The sequence below is a fragment of the Chryseobacterium sp. WG14 genome, assembly GCF_024586945.1.
Classification (GTDB): domain Bacteria; phylum Bacteroidota; class Bacteroidia; order Flavobacteriales; family Weeksellaceae; genus Chryseobacterium.
In genome coordinates this window covers 243,468-263,488 of sequence record NZ_JALCZD010000006.1, presented here as the reverse complement: position 1 = coordinate 263,488, position 20,021 = coordinate 243,468, and the positions used below count along the sequence as shown (strand labels likewise).

The window sequence follows — 20,021 nt, the reverse complement described above, 5'->3', positions numbered from 1 at the left end:
CACTTAATTTAAAAGCCATTGTGTAATCTCTTTGCGTTCGCTTTTCTCTCTTTGATTCTTCTTTTTTCATAAATAAGTCGGTTTTCTGTCAACTTATTTTAGGACGGGACAGAGAAAATAAAAAAGCTGTCCTTAAAAAGAACAGCCTTTATATCATGATACATAAGAAATGGCAATTAAAAGCCAATAACCTATTTATTTCCATTTAATATTACATCCCATGCTTGGTCTCTGAATTTCTTCCTGTGCTTCACCAGCCAAAAGATTTTCAAAAGCAATAATTAAATCTTCTCCGGTTACATCTTTATTATTCCCAGGTCTTGAATCATCCATCTGACCTCTGTAGACAAGGTCCAATTTATCATCAAAGAAATAAAAATCCGGTGTACATGCCGCTTCATAAGCTTTTGCTACTGCCTGGCTTTCGTCAAATAAATAAGGGAAATCAAAATTCTTTTCGATTTGGAACTCAATCATTTTTTCAGGAGAATCAGCAGGATATTTTTCAATATCATTCGCATTAATGGCAATGAATTCAATTCCTTTATCATTATAATCTTCATATAGTTCGTTGATCTTATCGATCACATGAAGAACAAATGGACAATGGTTACACATAAAGATCACTAATGTACCTTTTTCGCCTTTCAGATCTTCTAAAGACTGTATTTCATTCGTTTTTGATGGGTTTGGAAGTTCAAAAAAGGGAGCTTTGGTTCCTAATGCCAACATATTTGAGGGAGTATTCATACCTTATTTCTTTGTTCACAAAGATAAAAATTTCTTTTATTAATAAACTGAGTTCTGAATAAGACATTTTTATTTTTATTTAATAGAGGATGGAAGTTATATGCCCTTAAAAACTCTTGATCATCAATTGTATTGATTTTCACTTTACTTATTTTTTATAAGATTTTTAAATTACATTCAAAAAGAGGTCTCTAGCTCCCATTCTTACAGCTTTGAGCTACTTCTATCAATATCTATTAAATGTTAAAATCAAAATAACATTTGGAAGTTATGTTCAAAAGTTTGTAGTTTTGCTAACACTGTTAGTAAATAAATATCATGGGCCTACATGAACGCCGTCAAAGAGAAAAAGAATCTATCCGTGCAAATATTTTGCAGGCTGCTTTCACATTGGCGAAAACTGAAGGTTGGGCTTCGCTATCCATGCGTAAAATAGCAGATGCTATTGAATACAGCGCACCGGTAGTCTACGATTATTTTGAAAATAAAGAGGCCATCCTATTTGAAATTTCTTTAGATGGCTTTCACAATTTACATATAGAATTATTAAAAGCTCAGAAGAAACATGACAGTCCGGAGGATCAGCTTGTGGCTATTGTAGATGCCTACTGGAATTTTGCTTTTAAAAATAAAGAATACTACCAGCTTATGTTTGGTTTGGGAATGCAGTGCTGTGGAAAAGGCCAGATGAAAAAAGAATTTTCATCTTTTCAGGAAATGATTTATGAATGTACTTATGAAATTATCAAGAAAAACGGATCCAATCCGGATAATGCATGTCATATGTCTCATGCCCTGTTTTCAGCAGTTCACGGAATGATTTCCATTATGATGATGCGTACGGCAGATATCCCGTCTACTATGAATAAATCATCTTTAGATGAAACTGTTTCGTCTTTTATCAGATCTTTATAGATTTTTTTTGAGCTAAAAATTAACACCGTTAGGAAATTTAACACTGAATTAATGTAAATAATTCATTCAAACCTGATTAAAAACTAAAATTATTATGTAAAACTTATACAATTTAATCGGTAAAAGTAAGGATTTTTTCTTTAAACATTAACACCGTTAGCAAAATTAACACACTCACACCTCACACCTTCATACATTATATATATTTTAAAAATTCAATTATGGGAACATTCAACTTTATCGGACATTAAAAATTATGTAATTTTTTTTGAACAAATTATTAACACTGTTAGGAAAAAAAACAGCATTTATTACAAGGAATATTACTTAAATCTAACACTTCATTAAAAAAATTAAACTCAAAATGAAAATACCTGGAAAAACAAAGTTTATTGTACTTATCTCAAGTATAATTCTTTTACAGAGTTGCACCAAGGCTGCCGAAGGATCTAACGCCGCACCGCCAGCACCTGAACTTCCGGTTTATACCGTTATCACCTCTCCTGCCACCACTTATCAGGAACTTCCTACTGCTTTAGAAGGAAAAAACAATGTAGAAATCAGATCTCAGGTAGATGGATATCTTGATAGGATCTATGTAGAAGAAGGAGCTTATGTAAGAGCCGGACAGCCTTTATTTAAAATAGACTCCAGAAGCTATGGTGAACAGATGAATATGGCACAAGCCAATCTCCAAGTGGCCCATGCTAATATACAGAAAGCAAAAGTAGAAGTTGACAGACTTCAGCCATTGGTTGCTGCAAAAGTAGTGTCTGATGTGCAGCTTAAAACAGCGAAAGCCAACTATGAAGCTGCGGTTGCAGCGGCAGCCCAGGCCAGAGCATCAGTAGGAAGCGCAAGGATCAATGTAGGATTTACAACTATTACAGCACCGGTAAGCGGTTATATTGGAAGAATTCCTTATAAAAAAGGAAGCCTGATCTCCAGAACAGATCCTAATCCATTGACTTTATTATCAGACATCAGTGAAATTTATGCCTATTTCTCTTTAAGTGAACTTGATTTTATTGCTTTTCAAAATAAATATCCAGGTGCTACTTTAGAAGAGAAACTGAAAAATATGCCAATGGTAGAACTGGTAATCGCCGATAACAGTATCTATCCTCAAAAAGGAAAACTAAGTATTGTAGACGGGCAGTTTGATAAAACAACCGGAGCTATCAGCGTACGGGCAGTTTTCCCTAATGCACAGGGATCTTTGAGAACCGGAAATACGGGAAGGGTACGTATGCCTCAACTATTATCCAATGCTGTAGTTATTCCACAGGAATCTACTTTTGAAATTCAGGACAAAACATATGTCTACATCTTAGGAAAAGACCAGAAAGTAACAAGCAGACCGATAAAGATTTCCGGAAAAACAGACAGCTATTACTTCATCTCTGAAGGTCTTCATTCCGGAGACAAAATCGTCTACACCGGAATAGGAAGCTTAAAGGATGGAGCTTCGATCAAGCCAAAAGCAATTTCGTCTGACAGCTTATTGAAAGCAAAACCTTTATAGTCCTTTTCCGAATACAGAAGACTTAAAAAAATAAACTTCTTATGTTAAAACAATTTATAGAAAGACCGGTACTTTCAACGGTCATCTCCATAATACTTTTGTTATTGGGAGCCTTGTCTCTCTTTAATTTACCGATTGCCCTCTTTCCGGATATTGCTCCGCCAAGTGTTCAGGTAACGGCTTTTTATCCGGGAGCGAATGCCGAAGTAGTGGCTCGTTCTGTAGCTACCCCCATTGAGGAAGCTGTGAATGGAGTTGAGAATATGACTTATATGACCTCCAATTCCAGTAATGACGGAACCATGACACTGAGTGTTTTCTTCAAACAGGGAGCTGATGCTGATAATGCAGCAGTAAACGTACAAAACCGTGTATCAAAAGCAATGAGCCAGCTTCCTCAGGAAGTAGTACAGGCCGGAATTTCAACACAGAAAGTTCAAAACAGTATGATTATGTTTATGGGACTTACCAGTGATGATCCGAAACAATACGACGAGCTTTTCTTACAAAATTACCTGAAGATCAATGTCATTCCCCAAATACAGCGTATTCCGGGAGTAGCACAGGCTCAGGTATTTGGAACAAGAGATTATTCCATGAGAATCTGGCTGAAACCGGATAGACTGGCAGCCAATAATCTTTCTCCTCAGGAAGTTCTCGCTGCAATCAAAGACCACAACCTTGAAGCGGCCCCAGGCCGTCTTGGGCAGGGAAGTAAAGAAACTTACGAGTATATCCTTAAATATAAAGGAAAGCTGAACAAAAATGAAGATTACGAAAGTATCGCCATTAAAGCAAATAATGACGGATCATTCCTAAGATTAAAAGATGTTGCAAGAGTAGAATTTGGTTCTTATACTTATACTGCAACAAACAGAGTAGACGGAAAACCGGTTGCAGGATTTGCTATTTTACAAACTGCCGGTTCTAATGCCAATGAGATCCTTACAGAAATTGAAAAACAGGTTGATGTATTGAATACTACCCTGCCAAAAGGGGTAAAGCCAATTATCATGTATAACTCCAAGGACTTTTTGGACGCTTCTATTCATCAGGTTGTTGAGACATTGGTGATCGCTTTCATTCTGGTATTTATTGTGGTGTATATTTTCCTTCAGGATTTCAGATCTACGCTTATACCGGCTATTGCAGTACCGGTTGCTATTATCGGGACGTTTTTCTTCCTGCAGCTGTTCGGTTTCAGTATCAATATGCTTACATTATTTGCTTTGGTACTGGCCATTGGTATTGTAGTGGATGATGCCATTGTAGTAGTGGAAGCCGTCCATTCTAAAATGGAACATACAGGCATGCCCGTGGAACAAGCTACCATGAACTCTATGAGTGAAATTTCCGGAGCTATTATTTCCATTACATTGGTGATGTGTGCTGTATTTATTCCGGTAGGATTTATGCAGGGCCCGGCAGGGGTCTTCTACAGACAGTTTGCTTTCACTCTGGCAATTGCCATCCTGATTTCTGCAGTAAATGCATTGACATTAAGCCCCGCTTTATGTGCCATGTTCTTAAATGATCCTCAGGGTGAGCATGGTGAGCATGGTCATAAAAAAGGTTTTGGAGCGAGATTCTTCAATGCATTTAATGTGAGCTTTAACAATATGACCAGAAAATACATTTACAGTCTTAAGTTTTTAATTAAAAATAAATGGGTGGCTGTAGGAGGTCTTGTCCTTATTACAGCGGTAAGTATTTTCCTGATTAAAAAAGCACCTTCAGGATTTATTCCGACAGAAGATCAGGGATTCGTATTATATGCCGTGAACACACCTCCGGGAAGCTCACTGGAAAGAACTCACAGAGCAACTGCACAAATTGATAAAATCATTAACGGCGAAAAAGCAACCAATCACCTTTGGGTAGCAGACGGGATGAACTTCATCAGTAATGCCAATGCTTCTCCTTATTCTGCAGGTTTTATCAAGCTTAAAGATTATGACAAACGTGGGGATATGAAAGATCCTGACCAGATTGCAGCAACGTTGACAGGAAAGGTAAGCCAGGTAAAAGATGCCAACGCATTCTTCTTCAACTTCCCTACTGTACAAGGTTTTGGTAACGTTTCCGGTTTTGAATTCATGCTTCAGGATAAGACAAACGGTACTTTTGAACAATTGGGAACCACCACACAGGCATTCATCGGAGAACTGATGAAACGTCCGGAAATTGCATTTGCCTTTACAACGTATGCCGCCGGAAACCCACAGTATACTATTGATGTAGATACAGACAAAGCCAACCAGCTTGGAGTTTCTATAACTGAATTGATGCAGACTATGCAGATTTATTATGGAAGTAGCTTTGTCTCGGATTTCAACAGGTTTGGTAAATATTACAGAGTAATGGCCCAGGCAGATATTCCTTATCGTACGGATATTAACTCTTTAGAAGGAATTTATGTTAAAAATAAATCCGGAGAAATGGTTCCTGCCAAGACCCTGGTTACTTTAAAAAGAACTTTTGGCCCTGAAACCGTAACAAGAAATAACCTTTTCAATGCCGTAACTATTAATGGAACGCCAAAACCTGGATACAGTACCGGTGATGCCATTAAGGCTGTAGAAGAGGTAGCACAGAAATCCCTTCCCAGAGGCTATGGCTATGAATGGACAGGAATTACCCGTGAAGAGATTAAAACAGGTGGACAAACTGTATTTATCTTCCTTTTAAGTATCCTCTTTGTATACTTCCTGCTGGCAGCTCAGTATGAAAGTTATATTCTTCCGTTTGCCGTTATCCTTACCATTCCTACAGGAGTCTTTGGGGTATTTGCCTTCACAGGATTAGCCGGAATTGATAATAACATTTATGTGCAGGTAGGACTCATCATGCTTGTAGGGCTTTTGGCAAAAAATGCCATCCTGATTGTAGAATTTGCTGTTCAGAGAAGAAATGCAGGAAAATCACTGATTGAATCGGCTCTTCAGGCTTCAAGATTACGTTTAAGACCCATCTTAATGACCTCTTTTGCCTTTATCGTGGGTATGCTTCCATTAGTATGGACACAGGGTGCTTCTGCAAAAGGAAACCATTCCATCGGGTACAGTACTGTAGGAGGAATGCTTACAGGAGTTATTTTCGGAATTTTCATTATCCCGGTAATGTATGTGATCTTCCAATATCTGCATGAAAAAATGCCAAGCAGAAAAAAGAAAAGACTTCAGAAAAAACTACAGCAAGAGCAGGCTTTACCAGCTGTTCATTAAAATTATTGACAAATCTTAGGGATATAGAAACAATAACGTAACAAAAGGGTACACTTTAATTATTTTAAACTACAAGCTGTACCTCTATAAACTGTCCCTAAGAATTTTGTATCCTTTAAAAGCCTATTAAACAATGAAAAGAGTAAAAAATATTATATTAACGTTTGCACTGGCTTTAGGCTCTGTTTCGTGTGTGTCCAAACTGGCATACACAGAACCGGACCTTCCGCTTCCGGAAAAGTTCCAGTATACAGCAACTGCTGATACGGCAAGCATTGCCAACCTGGAATGGAAAGAATTTTTCAGTGACTCTATTTTACAGGGGTTGATTGAAAAAGGAATTAAAAATAATTATGACCTTCAGATTGCATTAAAGCAGGTTGCCGCTTCACAGGCAAAATTGAAACAGGCAAAATATATGCAATATCCTGATGTGGGTTTTGGAGTGTCCGGTCAGATTTCTAAACCATCCAAAAACAGCATGAACGGGCAAAGCTTAAATTTATTTTTAGGACAAAGTCATGTTGAGGATTATAATGCAGCATTCAACCTTTCATGGGAAGCTGATATTTGGGGGAAGATCAAAAACCAGCAGGAAGTTTCAAGAATGCAGTATCTGCAGACTTATGAAGGCTCAAAAGCTATCCAGACCCAGGTTGTAGCAGCTATTGCTCAGGGATATTATAACCTGCTGATGCTTGATAAACAACTGGTAATTGCAAAATCCAATCTGGAATTGAGTAGTAATACATTGCTGATTACCCAGAAAATGTGGGAAAGCGGTGATACTACTTCTTTAGGGGTACAACAGTCTGCAGCGCAGAAGCAGGCAACAGAACTGCTGATTTCTCAATTGGAACAGAATATTGCTATTCAGGAAAATGCTCTAAGTATTTTGGTAGGAGAAATCCCTAGTAAAATAAACAGAACGATTGAAATGGTTGATACATCTTTACCACAGAATATAACTACCGGTCTTCCGGCAGCTATGGTAAGCCGCAGACCAGATGTACGCCAGCAGGAGCTTGTTTTACTGGAGTCCAATGCTTTTGTCGGAATTGCACAGGCCAATATGTATCCTGCCTTAAAGATTACAGCTAACGGAGGGGTCAATTCCTTCAAATTTGATAACTGGTTTCAGATTCCGGCATCATTATTCGGATCTGTTTTAGGAGGAATTACCCAACCTATTTTCCAGAAAAGGCAACTGAAAACGGATCTCGAAGTAGCCAAAATTCAAAGAGAAAAAAATGTTTTGGCCTTCCGCCAATCGGTATTGAATGCCGTGGGTGAAGTTTCTGATGCCCTGGTTTCTAATGAAAATTTAAAAATCCAGGAACAAAAAGCAACGGAACAGTCTACTACATTAAAAGACGGAATTAAAAGTGCACAGCTTCTTTATAGAGGAGGTTCAGCCAATTATCTCGAAGTAATTACCGCACAGGGCAACTCACTTCAGGCAGAGCTGAATCTGGCTTCCATTAAAAGACAGAGATTAAGCAGCATTGTAGATTTATACAGAGCGCTTGGTGGCGGTTGGAAGTAGTAAATTAAATTATATTGTTATCATGCAGTCCTCTTTCAGGACTGCATTTTTATTTAAACCCATAATGTTCTGATAGATCAGGGTGTGCTTTGACCATATTTTTTTTGAACTGCAAATACGGATCCCGCTGTAGCAGAGTTTTTTGTAATAAATATATTATCAAACTGGGTTTCACTAATTGTCACATTCAATGTGTTATTACTCAATACTTTTACCATATCAGGAACTGTATTTGAATGCCCAACAATAACTACAACTTTCCCCTGATTTTGGGCAAGAATGCTGTTGATAAATAATTGAGTAGCAGCAATGGTAGTAGCCGGTGTATATTCTTTAATCGTAATTCCTTTGCTCACCGCTAGTGGGCTGGCTGTTTGCCGGGTGCGGTTATATGGGGTGGTATAAATATTATCTATATGAACATTTTCCAATAAGCGCTTTAATTCATCTGCCCTCAACTTCCCGGCACTGGTAAGATTAGGATCAGTTCCAAAATTTTCTTTTTCTGCATGTCTCAATAGAATGCATACCGTTTCTGTGCTGCTGATTTCTGACGGAAGAGGAATGCCTAATGGATTCTCAGTTCGCATAGCTGTATTCGCAATGTGGTTTTCTGCGGTACCTTGTTGATTTTCCTGGCTGGAAACTCTTTCACAACTTGTGAAAAAGACCATAATAAATGCCAATCCTGAAATAATTAATTTCTTCATAATGGTGTTAAATTGTGTTTTTAAAAATCTCTTATGTATTAGTAAGGAAATTTAATATAAAAAACACATATAAAGCTAATTACGAAAAAAAATAATGATTATATCAATGATATATTAAGTATTTCTCTAAAATCAATATTATCCCATTATATATTTTGAATAGAAAGATATTCAATTAAATTATTGAAATCATTTTGGCTGTAACCTAATGATAAATAGTAGATATCATCTGCTTTTCTATACCAGGTCAGCTGGCGTTTAGCATACCTGCGGCTGTTTTTTTTAATTTCAGATACCGCAAAATCCAGATCCCATTCTCCGTCAAAGTATTTGAATAATTCAGCATAGCCTACCGTATTTAAAGCTGTCAGCCCTTTGAATTTTTCAAGCCCTTTCACCTCTTTCAGTAAGCCTTTCTCCATCATTATATCTACCCTGCGGTTGATTCTGTCATACAATTCTTCTCTTGGAGCCTCTATTCCAATTCTGATCACCTTAAAATCTCTGGAATCCTGGGAAGTGGCAATCAGTTCAGAATATTTTTTTTGAGTCTGCCAGATCACATCAATGGCACGAAGAAGTCTCCGGTGGTTGTGAACATCCACTACTTCAAAATACTCCGGATCAAGCTCTTTTAAAATCTCCTGAAGCTTTTCTATACCTTCCTGCTCCATTATTCCCTGAAGCTTTTCCTGGTTTTCAAGATTAGCTTCCGGCAGATCATTTAAGCCTTCAATCACTGCTTTTTCATACATCATACTGCCACCCACAAGAATTACGGTATCGTGATCTTTAAAAAGTTCATTAAGTTTTTGCAAAGCATCTTCTTCATATTGCCCGATAGAATAATATTCTTCAACGGAAAGATTCCCTATAAAATGATGAGGAGCTTCAGCCAGTTCCTCTTCAGAAGGAGAAGCTGTCCCAATTTTCATTTCTTTAAAAAACTGTCTGGAATCACAGGAAACAATCTCTGTATTGAAATATTGAGCCAGGTCAATTGCCAATCTTGTTTTACCAATTCCGGTGGGTCCTACTACAGAAATCAAATTTTTCATCAGTTCACATTCATTATTTTATCGGTCAGATAGAATCTTTACAGATTTCACAGTGCTAATTTAAATGTTTATCTTTGTAGAACAATAAAAAACTATGATTTTATCAATGACTGGCTTCGGTAGAGCCGAAGGTGTTTTTGAAGGAAAAAAAATAACAATAGATATTAAATCATTGAACAGCAAGAGCTTTGATTTAAATATCAAGATTCCTTTACGTTATAAAGAAAAAGAATTTGAAATCAGAAAAATTCTTAACGATAGAATTATCCGTGGAAAGGTAGACTGCTACGTTAATCTGGAGAACCTGGAAGAGTCTAACGATGTAAAAATCAATAAAAATTTAATTGATTCATACATCAATGAACTTAAAACCATTACTTCAGACGGGCCTGATTATGAATATCTTAAAATGGCAGTAAGACTTCCTGATGCCATTACTTCAAGACCTGATGAACTTACAGATGGGGAATGGGAAGCTTTGGCAAAAATTGTCAGTGCAGCTATTGACCGTTTTGAAGAGTTCAGAAAAACTGAAGGAAGCATTTTACATGAAGAATTAAACAGAAACATCCAGAATATTGATAAATATCTTGGTGAAGTGATTCCTTTTGAAGAAGAAAGAATTATCAGTGTGAAAGAACGTTATCAGAAATCTTTGAAAGAATTTGAAAATGTAGATGAAACACGTTTCTACCAGGAAATGGCTTACTTCACAGAGAAGCTTGATATTTCAGAGGAAAAGGTAAGACTTACCCAACATTTGAAATATTATAAAGAAGTAATGGATAATGAATCTTTCAATGGAAAAAAACTGGGCTTTATTTCTCAGGAAATCGGAAGAGAGATCAACACATTAGGTTCAAAAGCCAATCATGCCCAAATTCAGAAACTTGTGGTTATGATGAAAGATGATTTGGAAAAAATTAAAGAACAGACGTTAAACGTATTATAGACGATAGACCTATAGACATGAGATGAGAGATTTGGTCTCCTGTCTCTCATCTAAAAATCTCTAAAATCTAAATGGATAAAGTAATTATATTTTCAGCACCATCCGGGAGCGGAAAAACTACATTGGTAAAGTATTCTTTGGAAACATTTCCGGAGCTGAAGTTTTCAATCTCCTGTACAACAAGACAACCGAGAGGAAGTGAGGTTCATGCAGTAGATTATCATTTTTTAACTCCTGATCAGTTCAGACAGAAAATTGCAGAAGGAGCTTTTGTAGAATATGAGGAAGTATATACTGATAAATATTACGGTACTTTAAAATCTGAGGTAGAAAAAATCTGGAATCAGGGAAAAGTTGTTATTTTTGATGTAGATGTAAAAGGAGGGATTTCTTTAAAAAAATATTTTGGTGAGAAAGCACTGTCTATTTTTATAGAACCCCCTTCCATTGAAGAATTGGAACGAAGATTGATTTCAAGAAATACAGATGATGCTGAAACCATCAAAACCCGCGTAGCAAAGGCAGAAGAAGAAATGTCCTATGCAAAGGATTTTGACAAGATCGTCATCAACAGTGATCTTGACCAAGCTAAAATAGAAATAGAAAGTTTAATAAAAAGTTTTATAGAAAGAAACTAGAATGTAGACATAGAAGTCAGTTAAAAATATGTGGATCACTTTTTACAGACTACAATCTACCTATACCTTCTATAAAGAAAAAAATTGAGGTTGATATGAGTACCGAAACATTAGAAAAAGCTAAATCTGCAATTCCTGTAAAGGGATTTCTGGATATAAAGGATATAGCAATTCCTCAGGGTGAAGAATTGGTAAAAGCCATTCTTAAACTTAAAGAAGAGAAGAATGCTGTCATTCTTGCCCACTATTACCAACCGGGAGAAATTCAGGATATTGCTGATTTCCTTGGAGATTCTTTACAGCTGGCAAGGCAGGCTAAAGATACAAATGCTGATATGATTGTATTCTGTGGAGTGCATTTCATGGCAGAAGCTGCAAAAATTCTGAACCCAACTAAAAAAGTAGTTCTTCCAGACACTCTGGCAGGATGCTCTTTGGCAGATGGATGTTCCGGAGAAGGATTGAGAAAAATGCGCGAGCAGCATCCCAATGCCTTAATTGCTACTTACATCAACTGTAACGCAGAAACAAAAGCGGAAAGTGATATCATTGTAACAAGTTCAAATGCGGAAACCGTAATTGAAGCATTACCGACCGACCGGCCGATCATTTTTGCCCCGGATAAAAACTTAGGAAGATACTTATCTAAGAAAACCGGCCGTGATATGATCCTTTGGGATGGAAGCTGTATAGTACATGAAGCATTTTCTATGGAGAGAATTGCCAAGCAATTAGCGGATAATCCTGATGCCAAACTGATAGCGCACCCGGAAAGTGAAGAAGCCGTACTAAAACTGGCTCACTTTATTGGTTCCACATCCGCTCTATTGAATTATGTAGAAAAAGATGACTGTCAGAAATTCATCATTGCCACAGAAGAAGGAATCCTTCATGAAATGAGAAAACGTGCTCCTCATAAAGAATTGATCCCGGCATTAGTTTTCGATGAAAGCTGTAACTGTTCGGAATGTTTCTATATGAAACGCAATACAATGGAGAAACTGTATTTGTGTATGAAATATGAACTTCCGGAAATTCTTATCGACGAAGAATTAAGGTTAAGAGCACTAAAACCCATTGAGGCGATGCTTGATCTTTCAAAAAGCATAAAATAAGCAAAAAGCACTGTTGTCACAGTGCTTTTTTTATATTCGTCGTCTATCCGGAGATAGTAATTCAATCAGTTTTCAGTTACCAATCTCCAAAACAATAAATACTTACTCTTACACAATTCTTTTCTTTGCAGTATTCGGGTAAGGCAAAATAATTATCGCAAGTTTGGTTGTATTCAGGTCCAGGGCCATACTTATTTTGAGTAGGACATCCTGCACAAATAGATGAATCGGCACCTTTAATATTCTTCAGTTTATTTCTTGATAACTTTTTCATATGATATTCATTTTAATAGGTTAAGCTTACAATATTTTTTTACTTATAGCATAGGTGCATAACATTTTCCTCCAGGTTTTAGCCAGCATCCCCATCTACCGCCTCCCATAAAACATACAAACTGTTCACCACCACATGCTTCAATCTGGATTTGTGTTGCACCACCATTAATCATTTTTTTCTCGTCTCTTGATAATTTTTTAATTGTTTTCATAATGTTATTATTTAATGATTTGTAAAAAAGATAGGCATTTCTTATATTAAATTAATGAGGATCAAAGCACTCATAGCTTACCAACACTCTACCTTTGCAGCACTCCGGTAACCCGTGATAGTCGCCACAGGATTTTGGCTGGCCAGGTCCATACGGTCCATCAGGACAGTATTCATTACAAACACCAATACCTCCGCCATTCACAGACTTTAGATTTTGTCTGTGGATTTTTTTTAAATTTCGCATGCTTATTTTTATTATGGTTAATACACTAAAAGTAAGATTTTTAATTAGTTAAATCTAATATTTTAACAAATATTTCTCCAAAAAAGGAATTAAAATAAACTATCTGAAATAATTTGCCATTTCAAATTAATTTGTACATTTGTCCTGTAAATGAATTTATTAAGAAACATATCTGATATTTCTGCTCTGAAACTACCTATTTCAGGCATATCTTCTGTTTCTACATTTACAACTACAACAACTACCCCATAACGGGGTAAATTTTCACATATTATTTCCAGTACCTGTGCTCTTTTTTCTAAAGAGTAAACATTTTGTTTTATCCAACCTTAAATAAATAATTGATGAAAATTTTAAAATTTGGCGGAACATCAGTCGCCACTTCCCAACATATTTTGCTGGTAGAAAATATTATAAAAAGAGAATCATTGCAAAGCAGAGCAGTCGTTGTAGTATCCGCACTTCATGGTGTAACGGATCAGCTGATTAAAGCAGCTGAATATGCCTCTCAAAAAAATGAAAATTACTTGCAGCTTATCAAGAATCTTGAAGAGAAACATTTAATCTTGGTCAAAGAGCTTATCCCTGTTTTAGAACAAAGTTCATGGCTGAGTTTTGTTAAAAAACATTTTAATGATCTGGAGGATTTTTATAATGGCATTTTTGTATTAGGTGAATTTACCCCCAGAATAAAAGATAAAATAGCTTCATACGGAGAATTTTTATCTTCAAATATTATTGCAGCAAGACTTCAGTCTGAAGGTTTAGACTGCCTGTGGATGAATGCTGGAGAGCTGATCAGAACCGACAGCAGTTTTACCAATGCTAAAGTACATTTTGATCATACAGGAGGCAATCTGGAAAAATATCTCAGCGAACATCAGAATCAAATCATTATCTGCCCCGGTTTTATTGCCCATGATGAAAAAAACAATACAACAACGTTAGGACGGGGAGGTTCCGATTATACTGCTTCTATCATTGCTGCGGCCATTCAGGCTGAAGAACTTCAGATATGGACAGACGTAAACGGAATGATGACTGCCGATCCCCGTTTGGCATCCAATGCAAAACCTATTGCAGAAATCTCTTATCATGAAGCAATGGAACTCTCCCATTTCGGAGCTAAAGTACTATACCCACCTTCCATTCAACCTGTGATGATAAAAAATATTGATCTTAAAATCAAAAATACTTTTGATCCTGATGCCCGGGGAACATTGGTATCCCATCATCTAACAGCTTCGGAGAATGATGAAAAACAAATTGCAGTAGGAATATCAAACATGAGTAGTATTGCTCTTCTTACTTTAGAAGGAAGCGGAATGGTAGGTATCCCGGGGATTTCTGCAAAGCTATTCCAATGCCTGAGCCATGAAAAGGTTAATATCATTCTTATTACCCAGGGTTCTTCGGAACATTCTATCACCATAGCCATTAATGAAAAGGATATTTTTTTTGCAGAAGCTGCCATCAACGCTTCTTTTGCAGATGATATTAATCTAAAAAGAATTGCTCCGGTAAAAATAGAACCCGGGCTTTCTATTATTGCCCTGATAGGAGAAAATATGAAAAGCAGAAGTGGTGTGAGTGCTAAAATGTTCGGGTGCCTTGGAAATAATGGCATCAATATAAGAGCTATTGCACAGGGCTCCTCGGAAAGAAATATCAGCATAGTCATTTCAGAAAATGACACCAAAAAAACAGTCAATATCCTTCATGAAGAATTTTTTGAATCTGAAATAAAACAAATCCACCTTTATATCTGTGGAACAGGTAATGTAGGTTCCAAACTGATACAGCAGATTTATAATCAGAATCCTTATCTGAGAGAAAATTTCCTGATCAATTTAAGAATTGCCGGGCTGTCCAATAGCCGTCATATGATATTTTCAGATCAGGGAATCAGCCGGGAGGAATATTCGGGCTGGAAAGAGCAGGGTGAAAAAGCTTCTGCCCAAAGATTTGCAGAGGAAATTATATCCCGTAATCTTCGGAATTCTGTTTTCGTAGATGTTACAGCAAGCTCTAAAATCCCGGAAGTCTATGAAAGCCTTCTAAAAAGGAGCATTAATATTGTTGCCTGTAATAAAATAGCAGCCTCATCAGATTTTGAAACCTATAAAACATTAAAAAATACAGCGAGAAACCACAGTTGCAGTTTCTATTTTGAAACGAATGTAGGGGCTGGGCTTCCGGTTATAGGCACTATCAGTGATTTGATCAAGAGTGGTGATAGAATTACATCAATTCAGGCCGTACTCAGCGGAACATTAAATTTTGTCTTTAATAATTATGATGGAAGCAGAACTTTCTCCGAGGTGGTTGCACAGGCTCAGAAAGAAGGATACACAGAACCTGATCCCAGACTTGATCTTTCAGGAACTGATGTAGCCCGCAAGATTTTAATCCTCGCCAGAGAAGCCGGATATCCGCTCCAATTTGAAGAAATAGAAAATACCAGTTTCCTTCCTGAAGAATGTATGCAGGGAAGTGTAGAAGATTTTTATGAAAAGCTTACAAAATATGAAGACCATTTTAAAAATCTGCTTAATGAATCCCGAAAAGCCGGCAAAATTTTAAAATATACTGCCGAGTTTAAAAACGGAAAAGCCAATGTAGGGTTACAGCATGTAGCTCCGGAAAGTGACTTGTTTCATCTTTATGGCAAAGATAATATAGTCATTTTTCAAACGTTACGATATTCCGAACAACCATTGGTGGTAAAAGGAGCCGGGGCTGGGGCTGAGGTAACGGCAAGCGGTGTTTTTGCAGATATTATGCGCTCAATTTAAAAAAAACAGAAATTATGAAAAGAATACGATTAAAAATACCTGCTACAGTGGCCAATCTGGTTTGTGGGTTTGATATTTTAGGAATGGCTATACATGATCCTTATGACGAAATGGAGCTGAGAATACTGGATGCTCCCGACATTATTATAAAACATGAAGATCTCTTCGGACTTCCTGAAGAACCTTTAAAAAATGTGGCAGGCATTGTATTGCTGAAGATTCAGGAACACTTTAACCTTTCTCATGGTTTTGAGGTGATCATTCGTAAACATATAAAACCGGGAAGCGGGCTCGGTTCCAGTGCGGCAAGTGCCGCCGGAGCTGCCTTTGGTGCCAATGTGTTATTAGGAAATATATTATCTGCGGATGAGATGATTCATTTTGCCATGTTTGGAGAAGAGCTTGCTTCGGGAGTACGTCACGCAGACAATATTGCCCCTTGTATTTATGGTGGAATCACATTGGTAAAATCCACCCATCCTCTAGACATCATCCCGTTGAATACTCCTGAGCTTTTTGTAGCCGCTGTACATCCTCAGGTTGAAGTAAAAACATCGGACTCGCGACAAATCTTAAAGAAAAATATCTCTTTAAAAAGTGCTGTTGAGCAATGGGGAAATATCGCCGGGTTAATAGCTGGGATTCAGAATAACGATTTCTCTCTCATTGGCAGAAGCCTTAATGATGTTATTATAGAGCCTGTCAGAAGTATTTTAATTCCAAAATTTGATGAAATTAAAATGAAAAGTATAGAAATCGGTGCCTTAGGAGGTGGAATTTCAGGGTCAGGACCTTCTATTTTTATGCTGGCCGAGAAAAAAGAAACAGCAGAGGAAATTGCCCTGATGATGAAGTCTGTTTACGATGAAGCAGGGATTGAAAGTTTGGTATATGTATCCAAAATAAACCCTTCAGGGATTGAAATCATTGAAAAAGTATAATTAAGAATATAATACAGATGAACTATTATAATTTAAAAGACAGCTTAGAAAAAGCTGATTTCAGAACAGCAACTATAAAAGGCCAGGGAAAAGAAAAAGGATTGTTTTTCCCCGAAAGCATTCCTCAGTTTGAAGAAGAGTTTATTCAAAATCTTCATCAATATACTCATGAAGAAATTGCTTACAGGTGTATGAGAGATTTCGTGGGAGATGAAATTCCCGAGGAGATATTGTGGGAAATTGTTTCAGAAACGGTCAGTTTTGATATTCCTTTGAAAAAAATTAACGATAAAATATCCATTTTAGAACTTTTTCATGGGCCTACTTTAGCATTCAAAGATATTGGAGCCCGATTTATGAGCCGGTGTCTTTCCTATTTTTTAAAAGATCAGGGAAAAAAAGTGACGGTACTTGTTGCCACTTCAGGAGATACAGGAGGTGCCGTTGCTCATGGTTTTTATAAGCTTCCGGAAATTGATGTAGTTATCCTTTATCCCAAAAACAGAGTAAGCCCGGTTCAGGAAAAACAACTCACAGCACTTGGTGAGAATATTTCAGCACTGGAGATCAACGGAAGTTTTGATGACTGCCAAAGCCTGGTAAAACAAGCTTTTTCAGATAAAGAAATTAATGATCATTTATTTTTGACATCCGCCAATTCTATCAATGTGGCAAGATGGCTTCCCCAACAGATGTATTACTTACTCGCCTTAAAACAATGGAGCCAATATGAAACTGAAAAACCTGTAATATGTGTTCCCAGTGGAAATTTTGGGAATATTTGTGCCGGGCTTCTGGCTCATTTCCGGGGGCTTCCGGCAGAACATTTCATCGCGGCATGCAATGAAAATGACACAGTTCCGGATTATCTGAACACTCAAAATTTTATCCCTCAAAAAGCAGTAGCTACCCTATCCAATGCAATGGATGTAGGAAATCCCAGTAATTTTGTGAGGATTTTAGAGCTTTTTGATCATCAGTTTGATCATTTAAAAAATAAAGTCTCCGGATATTCAGTAGATGACCAGCAGACTTTAGAAACTATTGCTGATGTTTATAAAAAATATCATTACATTCTTGAACCTCACAGCGCCGTTGCCTTCACCTCACTGGAACAGTACTTAGAAGTAAATCCTGGCAAGAAAGGATTTATTCTCGGAACTGCACATCCTGTAAAATTTCCTGAAGCCGTAGAAAAAGCTACTGCTGTAAAAGTAGAAATTCCTGAAGCGTTGAGTGACCTCATGAAAAAGGAGAAAAAAACTGTAGAAATAAGTTCGGATTTTAAAGAATTAAAGCGATTTTTGCTTAGTAAAATTTGAGACAATGAGTAAAATATATCTTGAGGATGTAAAAATATATGCCTACCACGGTGTACTCCCGGAAGAGAATATTATAGGAACATATTATATTCTAAACCTGGAGCTTCACACTGACCTTTGGGAAGCTGCGGAATCCGATAATCTGAATGACACCATAAGTTATGCAGATATCAATGACATTATTCATACCGAGATGAAGATCAAATCAAAACTTCTGGAACATGTGGCAGGAAGAATAATATCTAAAATCCATGACAACTTTCCTCAGGTTGACTACATCAGACTCAGAGTAACCAAAACGGCTCCTCCTATGCAGGGAGAGATGAGAGGAGCCAGCATTGAGCTTGAAAAAAGTTTTAAACCGGGAAATTAAAATTCTTATTTTCGTTTCATAAAAAAGATAGACCGTTGAAATTCATTAAAATATTATTTTTAGTAGCATGTATCAATGCTTTTGGCCAGGCCAGCGTTGATAACCAATTAGCCAGTTACAATTTTCCAAAGATCAAATCCAGTATTACAATGCCGGTAACGATCCCTCTTTCGGAACTTAGTAATATGATCAATGCTTCGGTAAAAGAGCTTGTGTATCAGGATGACTCTTATACCGATAATAATAACGACCAGTTTAAAGTAAAGGTATGGAAAACCAGGCCTATTCGTCTGGTAGGGGGAACCAGCCAAAACTTATTAATTGAAGTTCCTTTAAAAGTGTGGGCAGAAAAAGGCATTGGAACATTAGGCGTGTATACGTATCAAAATACAACCTTTGAAACGGTGATGTCTTTTAATACGACAGTAAGCTTAAAAAATAACTGGACCATTACCACCAATACACAGCCCAATGGCTTCAGATGGGTTACAAAACCTGTCCTGGATTATGGAAGAATACAAATTCCTATCACGCCTATTGTTGAAAAAAGCCTCCGGGAACAACAGCAAAAATTCTGTAAAACCATTGATCAGCAAATGGCTACCCAGCTGAACTTTCAACAATATGCATTAATGGCCTGGAATACTTTTCTACAGCCGTTCAATATTTCTGAGGAATATAATACTTGGCTGAAAATAAGCCCTGTTGGGGTCAATATCACTCCTTTAAAATTCTACGGGAACCAGATCAATGCCACACTTGGAATGGATATTTATTCTGAAACTTTTACAGGAAGTAAGCCTGTGGCCTCTCAACCTGTAACTGCAGTAACGAATTTCAACTTCTCTCCTACTGTTGCAGATAAATTTCTTTTGCAGACTACAGCCAATATCCCTTTTACAGAAGCCAGCAGCATGGCCAGAAAGACTTTCTTAAATAAAGAATTTGACATACGGGATTCTAAAGTAAAAGTAACAGACATCAGAGTCTACGGTGTTGACAACCGGGTTATCCTCGAAGCCCAAACCGACGGCTACATCAAAGGAACAGCTATCATTTCAGGGATTCCGGTGTATGACGAAGTAAAAAGAAAAATTGTTTTATCAGAAACCAAATTTAAACTGAAAACCACCAATATCCTGCAAAAAACAGCTTCCGTATTATTTCAGGGGAAAATTGTCAAAATGATTGAAGAGGAATACGGTATCCCAACTCAGGAACTGGAAGAAGCATCCAGAAAAAGTATTGAAGATGCTTTTAACAAAGAATATTATAAAGGGTTAAAGATGAATGGAAAAGTTTTTAATCTTAAACCCAGTAAAATCCTGCTGAACAGCACAGGAATTACCGCTGTAATTGATACAAATGCAGCATTAAAACTTCTTGTCAACGGATTTTAAACTTCAAATAAAATTAATTATAA

Annotated in this window: 18 protein-coding genes; 12 read left to right on the top strand and 6 right to left on the bottom strand. The window is 37.0% G+C overall.

The window, feature by feature from the left end:
* Positions 1–195 precede the first annotated feature (195 nt).
* Positions 196–750 (bottom strand): thioredoxin family protein, encoded by a 555-nt coding sequence (locus MP478_RS12870; RefSeq protein WP_230041200.1) that lies wholly within the window; start codon positions 748–750, stop codon positions 196–198.
* A 318-nt stretch (positions 751–1,068) separates the two neighbouring features.
* On the opposite strand from MP478_RS12870, the gene MP478_RS12865 reads away from it, so the two are divergent.
* From MP478_RS12865 to MP478_RS12850, 4 genes are all read left to right on the top strand, one after another.
* Positions 1,069–1,665 (top strand): TetR/AcrR family transcriptional regulator, encoded by a 597-nt coding sequence (locus tag MP478_RS12865; protein WP_230041201.1) that lies wholly within the window; start codon positions 1,069–1,071, stop codon positions 1,663–1,665.
* A gap of 364 nt (positions 1,666–2,029) precedes the next feature.
* Positions 2,030–3,190 (top strand): efflux RND transporter periplasmic adaptor subunit, encoded by a 1,161-nt coding sequence (locus MP478_RS12860; RefSeq protein ID WP_257200672.1) that lies wholly within the window; start codon positions 2,030–2,032, stop codon positions 3,188–3,190.
* A gap of 41 nt (positions 3,191–3,231) precedes the next feature.
* A complete protein-coding gene (locus MP478_RS12855) occupies positions 3,232–6,414 on the top strand; it encodes an efflux RND transporter permease subunit (protein WP_257190898.1) in 3,183 nt (1,060 codons plus the stop codon).
* 133 nt (positions 6,415–6,547) lie between these two features.
* Positions 6,548–7,960 (top strand): efflux transporter outer membrane subunit, encoded by a 1,413-nt coding sequence (locus tag MP478_RS12850; RefSeq protein ID WP_257200671.1) that lies wholly within the window; start codon positions 6,548–6,550, stop codon positions 7,958–7,960.
* 77 nt (positions 7,961–8,037) lie between these two features.
* On the opposite strand, the gene MP478_RS12845 is transcribed toward MP478_RS12850, so the two are convergent.
* Positions 8,038–8,670, bottom strand: coding sequence for a histidine phosphatase family protein (locus MP478_RS12845; RefSeq protein WP_257200670.1), 633 nt, complete (start codon positions 8,668–8,670; stop codon positions 8,038–8,040).
* 146 nt (positions 8,671–8,816) lie between these two features.
* Entirely contained in the window at positions 8,817–9,728 is a 912-nt protein-coding gene (gene miaA / locus MP478_RS12840; RefSeq protein ID WP_257200669.1) for a tRNA (adenosine(37)-N6)-dimethylallyltransferase MiaA, read from the bottom strand.
* A 94-nt stretch (positions 9,729–9,822) separates the two neighbouring features.
* Between miaA and MP478_RS12835 the strand changes: the two genes are divergently transcribed.
* The 3 genes from MP478_RS12835 (at position 9,823) to nadA (ending at position 12,433) form a co-directional block, all read left to right on the top strand.
* Entirely contained in the window at positions 9,823–10,680 is an 858-nt protein-coding gene (locus MP478_RS12835; protein ID WP_230041207.1) for a YicC family protein, read from the top strand.
* Positions 10,681–10,751: 71 nt separating this feature from the next.
* Complete coding sequence (gene gmk, locus MP478_RS12830; protein ID WP_257200668.1) at positions 10,752–11,318, top strand: guanylate kinase; 567 nt, start codon at positions 10,752–10,754, stop codon at positions 11,316–11,318.
* A 95-nt stretch (positions 11,319–11,413) separates the two neighbouring features.
* Positions 11,414–12,433 carry a quinolinate synthase NadA gene (nadA, locus tag MP478_RS12825; RefSeq protein ID WP_257200667.1) on the top strand — a complete coding sequence of 340 codons (1,020 nt, stop codon included), beginning with the start codon at positions 11,414–11,416 and terminating at the stop codon, positions 12,431–12,433.
* A 76-nt stretch (positions 12,434–12,509) separates the two neighbouring features.
* On the opposite strand, the gene MP478_RS12820 is transcribed toward nadA, so the two are convergent.
* The 3 genes from MP478_RS12820 to MP478_RS12810 are packed head-to-tail and all read right to left on the bottom strand — an operon-like array spanning position 12,510 to position 13,167.
* Positions 12,510–12,707 carry a hypothetical protein gene (locus tag MP478_RS12820; protein ID WP_257200666.1) on the bottom strand — a complete coding sequence of 66 codons (198 nt, stop codon included), beginning with the start codon at positions 12,705–12,707 and terminating at the stop codon, positions 12,510–12,512.
* Between the two features lie 43 nt (positions 12,708–12,750).
* The gene (locus MP478_RS12815) at positions 12,751–12,921 is read right to left on the bottom strand and encodes a hypothetical protein (RefSeq protein ID WP_157969924.1); all 171 of its coding nucleotides are present in this window, start codon (positions 12,919–12,921) and stop codon (positions 12,751–12,753) included.
* Between the two features lie 51 nt (positions 12,922–12,972).
* Positions 12,973–13,167, bottom strand: a complete 195-nt coding sequence (locus MP478_RS12810; RefSeq protein ID WP_257200665.1) for a hypothetical protein — start codon at positions 13,165–13,167, stop codon at positions 12,973–12,975.
* A 344-nt stretch (positions 13,168–13,511) separates the two neighbouring features.
* Between MP478_RS12810 and thrA the strand changes: the two genes are divergently transcribed.
* The 5 genes from thrA to MP478_RS12785 are packed head-to-tail and all read left to right on the top strand — an operon-like array spanning position 13,512 to position 19,998.
* A complete protein-coding gene (gene thrA, locus MP478_RS12805; RefSeq protein ID WP_257200664.1) occupies positions 13,512–15,962 on the top strand; it encodes a bifunctional aspartate kinase/homoserine dehydrogenase I in 2,451 nt (816 codons plus the stop codon).
* Between the two features lie 14 nt (positions 15,963–15,976).
* Positions 15,977–16,903, top strand: coding sequence for a homoserine kinase (locus MP478_RS12800; RefSeq protein ID WP_257200663.1), 927 nt, complete (start codon positions 15,977–15,979; stop codon positions 16,901–16,903).
* A gap of 17 nt (positions 16,904–16,920) precedes the next feature.
* Positions 16,921–18,225 carry a threonine synthase gene (gene thrC / locus MP478_RS12795; protein WP_257200662.1) on the top strand — a complete coding sequence of 435 codons (1,305 nt, stop codon included), beginning with the start codon at positions 16,921–16,923 and terminating at the stop codon, positions 18,223–18,225.
* 4 nt (positions 18,226–18,229) lie between these two features.
* Positions 18,230–18,598: a dihydroneopterin aldolase gene (gene folB, locus MP478_RS12790; RefSeq protein ID WP_257190907.1), complete on the top strand. Its 369-nt coding sequence runs from the start codon at positions 18,230–18,232 to the stop codon at positions 18,596–18,598.
* Positions 18,599–18,633: 35 nt separating this feature from the next.
* Positions 18,634–19,998 (top strand): DUF4403 family protein, encoded by a 1,365-nt coding sequence (locus MP478_RS12785; protein WP_257200661.1) that lies wholly within the window; start codon positions 18,634–18,636, stop codon positions 19,996–19,998.
* Positions 19,999–20,021 lie beyond the last annotated feature (23 nt).

Bases quoted from the DNA above. Each gene is read 5' to 3' on its own strand.
- miaA (WP_257200669.1), bottom strand. From the start codon at position 9,728: ATGAAAAATTTGATTTCTGTAGTAGGACCCACCGGAATTGGTAAAACA.
- MP478_RS12860 (WP_257200672.1), top strand. From the start codon at position 2,030: ATGAAAATACCTGGAAAAACAAAGTTTATTGTACTTATCTCAAGTATA.
- MP478_RS12815 (WP_157969924.1), bottom strand. From the start codon at position 12,921: ATGAAAACAATTAAAAAATTATCAAGAGACGAGAAAAAAATGATTAAT.
- MP478_RS12810 (WP_257200665.1), bottom strand. From the start codon at position 13,167: ATGCGAAATTTAAAAAAAATCCACAGACAAAATCTAAAGTCTGTGAAT.
- MP478_RS12855 (WP_257190898.1), top strand. From the start codon at position 3,232: ATGTTAAAACAATTTATAGAAAGACCGGTACTTTCAACGGTCATCTCC.
- nadA (WP_257200667.1), top strand. From the start codon at position 11,414: ATGAGTACCGAAACATTAGAAAAAGCTAAATCTGCAATTCCTGTAAAG.
- MP478_RS12850 (WP_257200671.1), top strand. From the start codon at position 6,548: ATGAAAAGAGTAAAAAATATTATATTAACGTTTGCACTGGCTTTAGGC.
- MP478_RS12820 (WP_257200666.1), bottom strand. From the start codon at position 12,707: ATGAAAAAGTTATCAAGAAATAAACTGAAGAATATTAAAGGTGCCGAT.
- MP478_RS12865 (WP_230041201.1), top strand. From the start codon at position 1,069: ATGGGCCTACATGAACGCCGTCAAAGAGAAAAAGAATCTATCCGTGCA.
- folB (WP_257190907.1), top strand. From the start codon at position 18,230: ATGAGTAAAATATATCTTGAGGATGTAAAAATATATGCCTACCACGGT.
- MP478_RS12845 (WP_257200670.1), bottom strand. From the start codon at position 8,670: ATGAAGAAATTAATTATTTCAGGATTGGCATTTATTATGGTCTTTTTC.
- MP478_RS12870 (WP_230041200.1), bottom strand. From the start codon at position 750: ATGAATACTCCCTCAAATATGTTGGCATTAGGAACCAAAGCTCCCTTT.
- thrC (WP_257200662.1), top strand. From the start codon at position 16,921: ATGAACTATTATAATTTAAAAGACAGCTTAGAAAAAGCTGATTTCAGA.
- thrA (WP_257200664.1), top strand. From the start codon at position 13,512: ATGAAAATTTTAAAATTTGGCGGAACATCAGTCGCCACTTCCCAACAT.
- MP478_RS12800 (WP_257200663.1), top strand. From the start codon at position 15,977: ATGAAAAGAATACGATTAAAAATACCTGCTACAGTGGCCAATCTGGTT.
- gmk (WP_257200668.1), top strand. From the start codon at position 10,752: ATGGATAAAGTAATTATATTTTCAGCACCATCCGGGAGCGGAAAAACT.
- MP478_RS12835 (WP_230041207.1), top strand. From the start codon at position 9,823: ATGATTTTATCAATGACTGGCTTCGGTAGAGCCGAAGGTGTTTTTGAA.